Source organism: Bacteroides neonati (assembly GCF_000499785.1).
Lineage (GTDB): Bacteria > Bacteroidota > Bacteroidia > Bacteroidales > Bacteroidaceae > Bacteroides > Bacteroides neonati.
In genome coordinates, this window is sequence record NZ_HG726023.1 from 497,840 (window position 1) to 512,265 (window position 14,426).

Genomic DNA, 14,426 nt, shown 5'->3' on the forward strand with positions numbered 1-14,426 from the left:
GAATGTGCTTTAATTTATATCAGAATGCGGTAATATGGAAATAATGAACTAAATTTGCGTCAAGTTTACTAATTTGAATATTATGTCGTGTATCTTACATATTGAGACCTCTACCACAGTGTGTTCGGTAGCCGTGAGTGAAGACGGGCAGACTATTTTTGCGCAAGAAGACTTCAAAGGTCCTTCGCATGCTGTTCTGTTGGGCGTCTTTGTCGATGAGGCGTTGTCGTTTATCGATAGTCATGCCATTCCGTTGGATGCCGTAGCGGTGAGTTGTGGCCCGGGGTCGTATACCGGACTGCGTATCGGTGTTTCCATGGCAAAAGGAATTTGCTACGGACGCAACGTGCCTTTGATCGGTCTGCCTACGCTCGAGGTAATGAGTGTACCTGTATTGCTTTATCACGATTTGCCCGAAGATGCTTATCTTTGTCCCATGATCGATGCCCGCCGTATGGAAGTATACGCGGCTATTTACGACCGTGCGCTGAATGTAAAGCAGGAGATCGCCGCTGTCATCGTCGATGAAAACTCGTTTTTGGATGTACTGAATGAGCACCCGGTCTACTTCTTTGGCAATGGTGCTGCGAAATGCCGCGAGAAGATTACACACCCCAACGCACACTTTATCGACAATATTCACCCCTTGGCCAAGATGATGCTTCCTCTTGCCGAGAAGGCGGTGGCTGTCGAAGATTATAAGGATGTAGCTTACTTCGAACCTTTCTACCTGAAAGAGTTCGTAGCCTCTCTTCCTAAAAAACCATTACTTTAAAAATAGAATGAATATGTTATATAATACCCAACAGAAGCGAATGCCTCTTCCCGAGTATGGAAGAAGCATCCAAAATATGGTGAACCATGCTTTGACCATCGAAGATGCCGCCGAGCGTCAGCGATGTGCAAATTCCATTATCAATATCATGGGAAGCATGTTTCCGCACCTCAGAGATGTGCCCGATTTTAAACATAAGTTGTGGGATCATCTGGCTATTATGTCCGACTTTAAACTCGACATCAAATATCCCTACGAGATTATCCGCAAAGAAAATCTGGTAACTAAACCCGATGTAATTCCCTATCCCAGCACCAAGATCCGTTACAAACACTACGGCCGTACGCTTGAGGTGTTGATAAAGAAAGCTTGCGAGTTTCCCGAAGGCGATGAGAAGCGCAACCTGATTGCTCTTATCTGCAATCACATGAAGAAGGATTATATCGCTTGGAACAAAGATACGGTCGATGACCGCAAGATTGCCGAAGACTTGGCAGAGCTTTCGCACGGTAAACTTCGCATGGACGATGATATTATTCGTCTGATGGCGGACCGTTTGGCACAAAACTACCGTCCGCGTCAGAATCAGAGCAACGGCAGAAGTAACAATAATCCGAGACGAAAATATTAATTAGTGGTGAGTCGTACTCACCATTCATCATTCAGAAATCAACAATATGGCTTCATTTGTAATCGAAGGGGGGCACAGACTTTGTGGAGAGATTCATCCGCAGGGTGCCAAAAACGAAGTGTTGCAGATTATCTGCGCTACGTTGCTAACAGCTGAGGAAGTAACTGTAAGTAATATTCCCGACATCCTGGATGTTAACAACCTCATTCAACTGATGAGAGATATGGGGGTAACGGTAGCGAATCTGGGGCTTAATACGTATAGCTTCAAGGCCGATAATGTAGACTTGACATACCTCGAAAGCGATGAGTTTTTAAAGAAATGCTCGAGTCTTCGTGGCTCGGTCATGTTGATCGGACCGATGGTAGCCCGTTTTGGTAAGGCATTAATCTCCAAACCCGGAGGTGATAAGATTGGTCGTCGCCGCCTCGATACCCATTTTGTGGGCATACAGAATCTGGGTGCCGACTTCCATTACAATACGGAAAGAGGCGTTTACGAAATTGTAGCCGACCAACTGCACGGTGCAAACCTTTTGCTCGATGAAGCTTCGGTAACAGGAACGGCCAACATTGTGATGGCAGCCGTACGTGCCAAAGGAGTGACTACCATCTACAACGCTGCTTGCGAGCCGTACCTGCAACAGTTATGCAAAATGCTGAATCGCATGGGAGCGAAAATTAGTGGCATCGCCTCTAATCTACTCACTATCGAAGGAGTCGAAGAACTGCGGGGTACCACCCACACCGTTCTGCCCGATATGATTGAAGTGGGCAGTTTTATCGGTATGGCAGCCATGACCAAGAGCGAAGTGACGATAAAGAATGTCTCTTACGATAATCTGGGTATCATCCCGGAGAGTTTCCGCCGTCTGGGCATCCGGCTCGAGCAGCGCGGAGACGATATTTACGTTCCAGCACAAGAAAACTATCAGATCGAATCATTTATCGACGGGTCTATTATGACCATCGCCGATGCCCCCTGGCCGGGTCTGACACCCGACCTATTGAGCGTTTTGCTGGTCGTGGCTACGCAAGCCAAAGGCAGCGTGCTCATTCATCAAAAGATGTTCGAAAGCCGCCTTTTCTTTGTCGATAAACTGATTGACATGGGTGCACAGATTATTCTTTGCGATCCTCATCGGGCTGTTGTTATTGGACACAACCATGGCTTCAGGCTGCGTGGAGGCAATATGACTTCGCCCGATATCCGGGCAGGTATCGCTCTGCTGATTGCCGCCATGAGTGCCGAAGGAACCAGCTGTATTAATAATATCGAGCAGATAGATCGGGGTTACCAGAATATTGAAGGTAGGCTCAATGCTATAGGCGCCCGAATAACACGTATATGATAAGAAAAGAAGAAGTATATAAAATAGGACTTTTCAATAAGCCGCATGGCATACATGGAGAGTTATCGTTCACCTTTACCGACGATATTTTCGACCGTGCCGACTGCGATTATCTCATTTGTCAGCTCGACGGAATCTTCGTGCCTTTCTTCATTGAAGAGTACCGTTTCCGTTCCGATTCTACCGCGCTGATTAAACTCGAAGGAATCGACACTACCGAGCGCGCGCGCATGTTTACCAATGTCGAAGTGTATTTTCCTGCACGGTTTGTCGAAGAAGCAACTCCGGGCGATCTGTCGTGGGACTTCTTTGTCGGCTTCCGTATGGAAGATGTACAACACGGTGCTTTGGGTGAGATTGTGGATGTGGATACGACCACTGTCAACACCTTGTTCGTGGTCGAGAAAGACGGCGAAGAACTCTTAGTGCCTGCCCAGGAAGCGTTTATTGTAGGAGTTGATCAAGAACAGAAATTAGTGACAGTCGATCTGCCCGAAGGGCTGTTATCGCTTGACGAAGTGGAGGAAGTATAATGCCGAAGAGAAAACGCAGCAAAGTCTTTTGGAATAACTTTAAGTTTAAGTACAAACTTACCGTCTTTAACGAGAATACACTCGAAGAGGTGGTAGGTATTCATGTATCCAAGCTCAACGGCCTTTCTGTGTTATTATCCGTATTAACGGTTCTTTTCCTGATTGCAGCCGTTATTATCGCCTATACTCCTTTGCGCAATTACCTGCCCGGCTATATGAACAGTGAGGTGCGTGCGCAGATTGTAGAGAATGCTTTGCGCGTAGATTCGTTACAGAAGCTACTCGATCGGCAAAACCTTTACGTGATGAATATTCAAGATATTTTTAACGGTAAGGTGAGTGTAGACACAGTACAGTCTATTGACTCGTTGACTAATATGCGCGAAGACTCACTCATGGAACGAACCGAACGCGAAGCTGAGTTTCGTCGTCAGTATGAAGAAACGGAGAAGTATAACCTAACCTCTATCACTTCGCAACCCGATGTGGATGGACTTATTTTTTACAGACCTACCCGCGGAATGATTTCGGGTCATTTCGATGAGAGTAAGAAACATTTCGGAACCGATATTGCCGCCGATCCCAAAGAGAGCATACTTGCTACGCTCGACGGCACTGTTGTATTTAGTAACTATACCGCCGAAACCGGTTATGTGATAGGTATACAGCACAATCAGGATTTTGTTTCGTTTTACAAACACTGCGGGTCGCTACTTAAAAACGTAGGCGACAAAGTGCAGGGAGGTGAAGCCATTGCGCTGGTAGGAAATACAGGAACACTGACCACAGGCCCTCATCTGCACTTTGAGTTGTGGCATAAGGGACGTGCCGTTAATCCTGAAAAGTACATTGTATTCTAACCCATGAATAAAGAAATAAAGAAGAAACAGATAGCCATTCTCGGCTCTACCGGCTCAATCGGTACACAAGCCTTGCAGGTAATAGAACAGCATCCCGAACGCTACGAGGTGTATGCCTTGACAGCTCTTAATAAAGTAGAACTGCTGATTTCGCAAGCACGCAAGTTTCAGCCCGAAGCGGTGGTGATTGCCAATGAAGAAAAATACCATCAGTTAAAGGATGCGCTTGCCGACCTGCCCATCAAAGTGTATGCCGGTAGCGAGGCATTGTGTCAGATTGTCGAATCACAACCGATCGACATTGTGCTGACTGCCATGGTAGGATATGCCGGCTTGAAGCCGACCATCAACGCCATTCGTGCCGGTAAAGCCGTTGCATTGGCCAATAAAGAGACGCTGGTTGTAGCAGGCGAACTAATCAATGAGCTTGCCCAGCAGTTTCGTACCCCGATACTGCCGGTCGATTCGGAGCACTCGGCGGTGTTCCAATGCCTGGCAGGCGAGATCGGCAATCCGATCGAAAAGGTGATACTCACCGCCTCGGGTGGTCCTTTCCGCACTTGTAGTCTCGAGCAGTTGCAGTACGTAACCAAAGCACAAGCACTGAAACACCCCAATTGGGAGATGGGAGCTAAGATCACCATCGACTCGGCTTCGATGATGAATAAAGGGTTTGAAGTGATCGAAGCCAAATGGCTCTTTGGCCTACAGCCCAGTCAGATCGAGGTGGTGGTTCATCCGCAATCGGTGATTCATTCGATGGTGCAATTTGAAGATGGATCAGTGAAAGCCCAGCTCGGTTTGCCCGATATGCGTCTGCCCATTCAGTATGCTTTCTCTTATCCCGATCGCGTTGCCTCCACATTCGAACGGTTGGACTTCACGAAATGCACCAACCTGACGTTCGAACAACCCGATACGAAACGTTTTCGTAACCTCGCTCTGGCATACGAGGCCATGTATCGTGGAGGAAATATGCCTTGCATCGTCAATGCTGCCAATGAGGTGGTGGTGGCCGCGTTTCTGCGCGATCACATCAGCTTCTTGGGCATGAGCGATGTTATTGAACGTACGATGGATGCCGTTAGCTTTATTTCGACACCTACTTACGATGACTATGTGGCTACCGATGCCGAAGCACGCTGTATGGCCACTCAATTTATTCATAACTTATAATTCATAATTCAAATAAATGGAAACATTCTTAATCCGCGCCCTACAACTTATTATGAGCCTTTCGTTGCTCGTTATTATTCACGAGGGTGGACATTTTCTCTTTGCTCGTTTATTTAAAGTACGTGTCGAAAAGTTTTGTTTGTTCTTCGATCCTTGGTTTACGCTGTTCAAGTTTAAGCCCCGTAAGAGCGACACTCAATATGCCATTGGCTGGCTGCCGCTGGGTGGTTATGTGAAAATATCCGGAATGATCGATGAGTCGATGGATACCGATCAGATGAAGCAGCCCGAACAGCCTTGGGAGTTTCGCTCTAAGCCGGCTTGGCAGCGTCTGCTTATTATGGTGGGTGGTGTATTGTTCAACTTCCTGTTGGCGCTTTTTATCTATTCGATGATTTTGTTTACCTGGGGCGATGAGTACGTTCCGGTTCAGAAAGCACCCTTGGGTATGCAATTCAATGAAACAGCCAAATCGATAGGTTTCAGTGATGGTGATGTATTGATTTCGGCAGATGGTGTGCCTTTTGTTCGTTATGACGGCGATTTGATTACCCAGATAGCTGATGCCCGCGAAGTAACTGTGCTGCGCAATGGTGTCAAAGCTTCTGTGTTTATTCCCGAAGGTATGATGCAGCGTCTGATGGGTGACAGTGTTCGTTTTGCCACCTTTCGCTATCCTTTTGTCGTTGACAGTCTGATGGCTCAGTCGCCCGCCATGCTGGCAGGTATGCAGCCCGGAGACAGTATTATTGCGCTCGACGGACAATCGGTCGGGTTTGCCGACTTTAAAATGGCAATGGCAGATCGTCAGAAGAATGCGGTTGCTTTGAGCAACGATAGCGTGAACCCGCACCTTGTTAACCTGACGTATGTGCGTGCCGGTGTAACCGATACGATCACTCTGCTTACCGATTCCACTTTTCATATCGGAGCTATTCCGGTGATGAATACCGGCCGTTTGCTGCCTGTGGTGAAGATGAACTATAGCTTTATCTCCTCCTTCCCCGCCGGTGTTGAGCTGGGTGTGAAAACCCTCAAAGGCTATGTGGGCAATATGAAATACCTGTTCTCTAAAGAGGGAGCCAAACAGTTGGGTGGCTTCGGAACCATTGGTAGTATCTTCCCCGCTACCTGGGATTGGCATCAGTTCTGGTACATGACAGCCTTCTTGTCCATCATACTGGCATTTATGAATATTCTTCCTATTCCAGCTCTCGATGGAGGTCATGTATTGTTCCTTTTCTACGAAATCATAGCTCGCCGCAAACCCAGCGATAAGTTCATGGAGTATGCTCAAATGGTGGGTATGTTCCTGCTATTCGGTCTGCTTATCTGGGCGAACTTTAATGATATTCTTCGGTACTTCTTTTAGTCGTATCGCTATTCCCATATAGGAGAATGAATCTCCTGCTTATGCCAATTGGATGTTTCAACAAATACGTTTGAAACATCCAATTGGCATTTTATATTACAGATATATTTCAATATTCTTCTATAATCCATTGATATAGATTGATTCGGAAACGTATTTTGATAAATATAATTTATCAAAATAGATGAATTATGTGAATAAATGATTATTTTTGCAACGATTTTAAATAATACAAAAACGATTATAAATGGTGAAGAATACGAATATGAGAGTCGGCAAATATGCATGGATCGTAGCTTTGAGTTTTTTTACGTCTTGCGTAGACAGCAAGTATAATTTGGGCGATCTCAATACCGATGATATAACAGTGGGCAATGAGTGGTCTATTCCCTTGGGTACCGGAGTGATCAAGGTAGACGAGGTAATTGATCTGGAGCAAGTTGTCGAGTTGAAAACGACTCCCGAAGGCAATTACTACATGCGTTTTGAAGACTTTGTAGATGTGCCGAAACTGGTTCCCGGACTTAGAAGCTCGTTGATACCCGCCGGAGGTATTGCGCTACCGGTTGTTCGCTTTCGGATAGATGGGTTGCATGAGATGTTTCCCGATAATTTTGTATTGGGCCTCGAAAATCCATCGCTTACGATCAAAGGTAATGTAATCGGGAGCGGTCTAATTGATGGTTCGCTGAAGCTGACAGGCAGTGAAGGAATATATGAATCGCCAGCGGGCTCTGTTTTTACAACGACCTCTGCCTTTGCACTCGAATCTCCTTCTTATTCGGTCACAATCAAAAAAGACTTGGATAAGCTGATTGAGGGAACGCCTCAGCAGGTGGATGTTGCGGCTACGATACTCTCTGTGGGTGCAGGCATTACCGATATCACGCGTTTCGACTATACGCTCGATCTACCTTTTATTCCATCCGAGAAGTTCCGTGCCAAGAGCACAGAAACGATCAAGAATGCTTTTGACGAGTCGCTGGTCGACTACCTCTTCTCTTCGGGTACGACTACTATTTACGGAACCTTCGATAATGAACTTCCTTTTAATATCGATGTGAAAATGTATATTACCGATGCCGAAGGCAAGCGTCTCGATATTGACTTGCCCACGCAGAAAGTAATAGGCGTTGGACCGCAAGAGGTCTCTTTCGCCTTTCAGCCAAAAGATATGCCCAAGATGAAAACTGCATGCAATATCGAATTGGAGTTTGCTCTCTTTGGTCGACCCAGTGATATCACTTCATCGGTGAAAGATCATTATTTGAATAAGAACCAGAAAGTGACGATGGTACTTAAGTTAAAAACGACCGGAGGCATTAAACTATAATTTCAAAGCAAGAGAAAACACCTATGAAGAATTTATTGACTCACTATAAGTCGGCATTGCTGGCTACTATCTTATGCTGTTCGGCAGGTGCCGGCGAATTGGCTGCTCAGCAGTCTCGAACTTCGTATTTCATGAAAAGTTCTACGGTTAGAACCTTGCAGAATCCTGCATTCAGACCCGAACGGGGCTATGTCTCTATTCCGGTGTTGGGCATGATGAACCCTTCGTTCTCGACCAACGGACTGACGCTCGATCAGCTTGTTTACCCCAAGGGCGATGAAACCGTTCTGTTTTTAGATCCGTCGGTCAATACCGATGATTTTCTGCGAGGACTGAAAACGGACAATCGTATTTATACCAGTGTGAATACACAGATTCTCGGTGCCGGTTGGTATTCGGGACAAGGGTTTTGGTCGGTCGATCTTTCGCTGAAATCCAATGCCAGTATGAGCGCACCCAAAACCTTGTTCGAATTCATGAAGAAAGGCAACGGAGTGGAGGGTACTACTTATGATATCAACAACCTGAAAGGTACAGCCGAGGCTTATCTGGAAGCGGGCGTAGGCTACTCGCGTCCCATCAACGATAAGTTGACGGTCGGTGGTAAGTTTAAGTTCTTGTTGGGAGGCGGATCGGCCGAAGCACAGATCGATCAGTTGCACGCTGTGATGAATGCCGGACAGTGGAACATCACCTCGCAAGGTACGATGAATGCTTCGGTAAAAGGATTGAAAACCAAAGAAAAATTAGACAACGAAGGCAACCCCTATATCGACGGTTTCGATGTTGATGGTGGGGGTATAGCCGGCTACGGTGCAGGTATCGATCTGGGTGCTTCGTATCGGTTGACAGACAAAATCACCCTTTCGGCTGCACTGCTCGACTTTGGTTTTATCAGTTGGGGAAAAGGGGTGCATGGCGTGGCCAACGGCAATTTCAACTTTGACGGGTTCGATTTGGTGGTCAATGAGTCGGCTTCCGATAAACCCAGCCTAAGCGATCAATTCGATTCGATGACCGATGATCTTGAAGCCTTGATTCATTTCCGCGAACAAGGTCGGAAGAAACGCACAACCATGCTGAGAAGTACCTTCAATATCGGCGGCGAATATGAACTGTTGAAAGATAAACTCACCTTCGGGCTTTTGTCGAGCACCCGCTTTTATCAGCCCAAGGCTTATACAGAGCTTACACTCTCTACCAGCTATCGCCCTATCAACTGGTTCGAGGCTGCATTGAGTTACTCCTTTATCCATAGTCAATTCCAAACCTATGGATTGGCGCTGAACTTCTCTCCTTGCTGGATCAACTTCTTTGTCGGTTCGGACTATATGTTGACCAAGGTTTCGTCGGAATTTATTCCGGTCAAGAGTACCGCTGCCGACTTCTATTTCGGTATCAGCGTTCCGTTGAGCAGAAGATAAGCGTACAAACGAAAACAGATTGGCATGCCCTGTCTCCTTGAGCATAAAGTTCAAGGGGGCAGGGCATGCGTTTTTCTATTAAAACTCCCGTTTTAGCCGTTCCAAGATATTAAATACCGCAGGGCAGGTCGAAGCGTTGCGCACCGTTAATGCATGGATTTGGTGAAATTTCTTCCGGTCGGTATGCGGATACTCCCGGCAGGCCTTGGGGCGGTCTGCATAGATAAAGCAATAATTGTCGGCAGCCAGAAACGGGCACGGCATCTCTTTGAATACATAATCGCCATCTTCGTCAATACGTAGATAGGTGTTTATCACCTCGGCAGGCTTCATGCGCAGGCTGCTCCCGATGCGCTCAATGTCTTTGTCGGTGATACGCGGTCCCAAGGTGCGGCAGCAGTTGGCACACTCCAGGCAGTCGGTAACACGAAACTCTTCTTCATGCAGCACATGTATCGTGTCGTCCAATTCGCGAAGGCGTCCCTTCTTGATGGCTTTAAAAAATGATTTGCTCTCTTTCTCTACTCTCTTTGCTTTTTCGGGGAGGGAGTTTACATCCATACATTATTATATTAAGGCTGCAAAGCTACAATTAAAAATCAGTTGTCGAAATGCTTGTCTTAAAGTTTAACGACTTTTCAGTGCTGCGTCTTTGCACCGGCCATGCGCAGCCCGCTGATGATAGCGGCTGCTACTGCAAAAGCACCACCCACCAACAGGCAACTTGCCGTACTCTTGCCTTGTGCAACGAAGCTAAAGAGCAGTGCCACGGCCGTTGTTCCGAACGTTTGCCCCAGTAAACGCGCCATGCCCAACATACCGCTCGCACCCCCCGAACGATTGGTGGGAGCCGAGGAGATAATCGTACTGTTGTTGGGCGTTTGAAACAGACCGAAACCGATACCGCATACTGCCAATCGCCAAATGATGGTACTATCGGCTGATGCGCTGGTGAGTGTCGAGAGTGAGAACAATCCGGCGGCAAAGATCAACATGCCGATACTGCCCAGTATGCCGGCGTTCACATGCCGTTCGACCAGAAATCCTGCGATCGGTGCCGAAATCAATGTGGCGATTGGCCAGGGAGTGAGCAATAAACCCGTCATAACCTCGCTGTGTCCCAGCGTTCTTTGCAAGAAGAAAGGCAGCGAAACCATTGCCAGCATTTGTGCGGTGAAAGAAAAAATACTGGTGATGATGGATAGGCTGAAAATGGGACTCTTCATAAGATCGACGGGCAATAGGGGAGAAGGCTCTCCCAGCTGTCGACGAATGTAGTAGATGCCTACCACGACGATGATGACTCCCTGAAGTGCTAACTGCTCCCAACGCTGGTGATGGGCAAAGCCGTCGAGGGTAAAGATCAACAACCCAAAAACAATGGCGTTGGCCAGCGCACTGATGCGATCGAACTTTCCCGGAGAACGCTTTTCTTTGCGAGGCAAATACTTAGCTCCCAGTATCAGAGCAATGATGCCCAGCGGGATATTGATGGCAAACAGCCAGTTCCACGAAGCGATGGAAAGAATACCGCTGGCAACCGATGGGCCGGCAGCGGCAGCAATGGCGATAACCATGGCATTGATGCCCATGCCTCTGCCGATTTGTGCGCGCGGATAGATGCTGCGCAACTGTGCCGTATTGACACTGGTGATAGCCGATGCACTAAACCCTTGGAAGATGCGTGCCACAAGCAGTGTCCAGAAAGAGTCGGACAAAGCGCAAATAAGTGAGGTGATGCAAAACAAACCGATACCCGACAAGAAGATACGGCGGTATCCGAAGATATCTCCCAGCGAGGCAAAAGAGAGCAGTGAAATGACAATCGCCAACTGATAGCCGTTGATGATCCAGGTCGTGATGGAGGGAGAGGTGCCGAAGTCGCTCGAAAGAGTAGGCAGTACCACGTTCACGATATTCACATCGAGCACAGCCATGGTCAGTGCAAACGAAATTCCGACGATGGCTCCTATTCGTTGTCGAACAGGAAGCCCGTCGGTATCGTTGACTCCGGAAGTTGCTTGTTTGATCATAAAGAGATGGTTTTATGATAGAAAACAAACAAAAGAGAGTGTTGTTTATCGTTTCAGTCGTATAATTCGTTGATTGCTGCTGCCCCGAAACTCCAGATAAGGAGAAGAGAGTGCTTTGACGAATCGCCCCTCGACCAGCACGTCAATGTATTCGAGCACCGCTGCCAGACGGGCATCGGCCATAATTTCTTCGTACGTATAGCCCGTATAGCACCAGATATTCTGCCCCGTCTCCCGTCTGATTCGCTGAATGAGTATCAACAAAGCCTCGGGATCAAAAAAAGGGTCGCCCCCCGAGAACGTCACACCGTCGAGTAGCGGATTGGCATTTATTTCGCGGACGATGGTCGATATACGCTCTTCCGTCAGCTCCGAACCCGCTTGCGGATTCCAGCTTTCGAGGTTGTGGCAGCCGGCGCAGTGATGCCTGCAACCGGCCAGATAGATCGAGTAGCGGATACCCTCTCCGTCGACAATGGTTTCGGGATAGGTATATAGAATATTCATGAACCTCACATTATTGGTGCTTCACCCGGTCTTTCTCTTCGGCTCGTTTGGCAGAGTTCCACGAGTTTAAATCTCCGGTCAAATATCCTGTGATACGGCGCATACGCAATATCTTCTCGCTTTGGCAAACAGGGCATTTGTCAAAGATAACCCCTTTGTAGCCACAGTTATGACACGTATCAACCGGATGGTTGATCGAACCGTAGCCAATTCCCTCATCGTGCATTACTTTGACGATCTTGGCAATGGCGCGAATGTTCTTTTGCGCCTCGCCGTCGAGCTCTACATATGTGATGTGTCCGCCGCGGGTGATGGCATGGAAAGGAGCCTCCAGCTTAATTTTCTCGGTGATGCTCACCGATTCGGTTACGTCGATGTGGAAAGAGTTTACATAATAATCCTTATCGGTCACTCCCGGTATACTACCGTACTTTCTGCGGTCCATGCGGGTGAAACGACCCGAAAGCCCTTCGGCCGGAGTGGCGAGTACCGAATAGTTGAGGTCGTATTTGGCCTTGTACTCGTCGGCTACGCGGTTCATCTCCATGACGGCCTCGTACAGGGTATCCCATGCCTGCTGTTTGTGCGCATGTCCTTGTCCGTATAGAGCCACCATGGCGTTGTGTCCGCCGATGAAGCCGATGCCGAGTGTACCGCTGCGCAATACATCGCCCACCTCTTTGGTCGGATCAAGGGCAGCTCCGCCCTTCCATACATCATTGCCCATCATGAAGGGGAACTGACGGGGTAGTGCCGTGCGTTGGTATTGGTAGCGGGCATACAGTTGCTCGGCCAGCAATACCGACATTTCGCGTACCGACTCGATGAAGAGCTCTTTCGCTTTCTGCTCCACTGCATTTTTGTTGTGGCTGTCCTCGACCATGCTTTCGGCTTTGATGCGGGCTTCGATCGCCAAGCGCGGCATGTTGAGGGTGCTGAACGAAAGGTTTCCGCGTCCGAGTGATGATTTCTCACCGGCTACGTTCTCGAATACACGCGTGCGGCAACCCATGGTTGCCAATTCGTAGCGATAACGTTTCGGGTCGGCGGCATCCCACTTGTCGTTTTGGTTGAACGGTGCGTCGAGGAACATGAAGTTAGGGAACAATGCCTTGGCCGTTGTGCGGCAAGCGGTCAGGAAGAGGTCAAAGTTGGGTGTACTGAACTTCATGTTGCCTGATTCGGCAGCTTCGAAATCGCCCATTGCTTTCGCCATATCTGCATCCGAATAAGATACACCGTCTTTGATCTTGAATATCTGGATCGGGAATACGGGTACTTCGCCCCGTGTGCCCAAGCCCTCGATGGTGGCTTTGAGCAGCTCTTCGATCACCATGCGTCCCTCGGCCGACGTATCGGTTCCGTAATTGATGGAGCTGAATACGACCTGGTTTCCTCCACGCGAATGCATCGTGTTCAAGTTGTGAATGAAGCCTTCCATGGCTTGGTGGGTATCTTTTCGTGTCTGAGCAAACGCCTTTTCGATGATGTGGCTCAGGTGCTCTTTCTCAATATTGATTTGCAGCGCGGTGAGTGCCATGCGGAATGTCTCTTTTTCGAGTTCGGCAGGGATGATCGAGGATATATGTTCGGCTGCCAACACGCGAATGGCCTTTTCTTCGACCACCGGTCCGCCATTCATCGAAATATAGAAACTGATGAACGAGGCCAGATGCTTGCGAAACGACTTACTTACTCCTTTGGCCATGAAGAAGTCGAATGCCGGAATCGATTGTCCGCCATGCTGCTCGTTCTGATTGGTTTGAAAGATGATTGTGGCCAGCGTTGCATAACTTTGAATGCTCTGCGGCGTGCGGATGCTGCCGTTCTTGGTTCTGAACCCACGTTCGAACAGATCGTCCATATCATACTGAATACAGGTAGTCGTCTTGGTGGGGTAGTAATCGAGATCGTGGATGTGGATATCGCCCAACTGGTGCGCTTCGGCATATCGTTTCGGCAACAGGTATTTATAGGTATAGTCTTTGGTTACCTCCGATGCAAAAGTCATCATCTGTCCGGCCGGGGTATGGCTGCTCATGTTGGCATTGCTCAGGTTTACATCATTTTTGTCGATGGCCACAATGCCATCCATGACGTGTTTCATCTGAGTTTTCTTTTCGCGTTCGGTGTTGCGCCACTCGCGATAGATAATGTACTTTTTGGCCACTTCGGGACGTACCTTCATCAGCTCCTTTTCCACTAAATCCTGAATCTCTTCGACCGTTACCGTAGGGGTAGCAAACTTGTTGATTACATTCATGGTGATGTCGGCCACCAATGAAGACTCTTCGGTGATGCCGGAGGCATTGAATGCCTTCGTTACCGCACTTTTAATCTTACTAATAGAGAAATCTTCTCTTTTACCATCGCGTTTGATGATACAAATTTCAGCGTAGTTCATGACTTTAACTCCCGAAAGTTTTAGAAA

The 14,426-nt window shown here is 47.9% G+C and carries 13 protein-coding genes; 9 read left to right on the top strand and 4 right to left on the bottom strand.

What is annotated here, in order from left to right:
• Nucleotides 1-82: 82 nt before the first annotated feature.
• The 9 genes from tsaB to TY03_RS14730 all read left to right on the top strand — a co-directional run bounded on the left by tsaB (nucleotide 83) and on the right by TY03_RS14730 (nucleotide 9,455).
• Nucleotides 83-775, top strand: a complete 693-nt coding sequence (tsaB, locus tag TY03_RS14690) for a tRNA (adenosine(37)-N6)-threonylcarbamoyltransferase complex dimerization subunit type 1 TsaB (RefSeq protein ID WP_042371241.1) — start codon at nucleotides 83-85, stop codon at nucleotides 773-775.
• Nucleotides 776-788: 13 nt separating this feature from the next.
• The gene (locus tag TY03_RS14695) at nucleotides 789-1,406 is read left to right on the top strand and encodes a DUF4290 domain-containing protein (protein ID WP_042371434.1); all 618 of its coding nucleotides are present in this window, start codon (nucleotides 789-791) and stop codon (nucleotides 1,404-1,406) included.
• 46 nt (nucleotides 1,407-1,452) lie between these two features.
• Nucleotides 1,453-2,757 carry a UDP-N-acetylglucosamine 1-carboxyvinyltransferase gene (gene murA / locus TY03_RS14700; RefSeq protein ID WP_042371242.1) on the top strand — a complete coding sequence of 435 codons (1,305 nt, stop codon included), beginning with the start codon at nucleotides 1,453-1,455 and terminating at the stop codon, nucleotides 2,755-2,757.
• Complete coding sequence (gene rimM, locus TY03_RS14705; protein WP_042371243.1) at nucleotides 2,754-3,290, top strand: ribosome maturation factor RimM; 537 nt, start codon at nucleotides 2,754-2,756, stop codon at nucleotides 3,288-3,290. The genes murA and rimM overlap by 4 nt, the downstream gene beginning before the upstream one ends.
• Nucleotides 3,290-4,150 (top strand): M23 family metallopeptidase, encoded by an 861-nt coding sequence (locus TY03_RS14710; RefSeq protein WP_042371244.1) that lies wholly within the window; start codon nucleotides 3,290-3,292, stop codon nucleotides 4,148-4,150. Before rimM ends, TY03_RS14710 begins: the two co-directional genes overlap by 1 nt.
• 3 nt (nucleotides 4,151-4,153) lie before the next feature.
• Nucleotides 4,154-5,326, top strand: coding sequence for a 1-deoxy-D-xylulose-5-phosphate reductoisomerase (locus tag TY03_RS14715; RefSeq protein ID WP_042371245.1), 1,173 nt, complete (start codon nucleotides 4,154-4,156; stop codon nucleotides 5,324-5,326).
• Nucleotides 5,327-5,342: 16 nt separating this feature from the next.
• The gene (gene rseP / locus TY03_RS14720; RefSeq protein ID WP_042371246.1) at nucleotides 5,343-6,698 is read left to right on the top strand and encodes an RIP metalloprotease RseP; all 1,356 of its coding nucleotides are present in this window, start codon (nucleotides 5,343-5,345) and stop codon (nucleotides 6,696-6,698) included.
• Nucleotides 6,699-6,945: 247 nt separating this feature from the next.
• Nucleotides 6,946-8,031, top strand: a complete 1,086-nt coding sequence (locus TY03_RS14725) for a DUF4621 domain-containing protein (RefSeq protein ID WP_042371248.1) — start codon at nucleotides 6,946-6,948, stop codon at nucleotides 8,029-8,031.
• A 23-nt stretch (nucleotides 8,032-8,054) separates the two neighbouring features.
• A complete protein-coding gene (locus TY03_RS14730; RefSeq protein ID WP_042371251.1) occupies nucleotides 8,055-9,455 on the top strand; it encodes a DUF5723 family protein in 1,401 nt (466 codons plus the stop codon).
• A 78-nt stretch (nucleotides 9,456-9,533) separates the two neighbouring features.
• On the opposite strand, the gene TY03_RS14735 is transcribed toward TY03_RS14730, so the two are convergent.
• The 4 genes from TY03_RS14735 to TY03_RS14750 form a co-directional block, all read right to left on the bottom strand.
• Nucleotides 9,534-10,016, bottom strand: a complete 483-nt coding sequence (locus tag TY03_RS14735; RefSeq protein ID WP_042371253.1) for a YkgJ family cysteine cluster protein — start codon at nucleotides 10,014-10,016, stop codon at nucleotides 9,534-9,536.
• Between the two features lie 77 nt (nucleotides 10,017-10,093).
• Nucleotides 10,094-11,488, bottom strand: coding sequence for an MFS transporter (locus TY03_RS14740; protein ID WP_042371255.1), 1,395 nt, complete (start codon nucleotides 11,486-11,488; stop codon nucleotides 10,094-10,096).
• Nucleotides 11,489-11,533: 45 nt separating this feature from the next.
• The gene (nrdG, locus tag TY03_RS14745; protein WP_042371258.1) at nucleotides 11,534-11,995 is read right to left on the bottom strand and encodes an anaerobic ribonucleoside-triphosphate reductase activating protein; all 462 of its coding nucleotides are present in this window, start codon (nucleotides 11,993-11,995) and stop codon (nucleotides 11,534-11,536) included.
• 10 nt (nucleotides 11,996-12,005) lie between these two features.
• Nucleotides 12,006-14,399: an anaerobic ribonucleoside triphosphate reductase gene (locus tag TY03_RS14750; RefSeq protein ID WP_042371260.1), complete on the bottom strand. Its 2,394-nt coding sequence runs from the start codon at nucleotides 14,397-14,399 to the stop codon at nucleotides 12,006-12,008.
• Nucleotides 14,400-14,426: the final 27 nt, after the last annotated feature.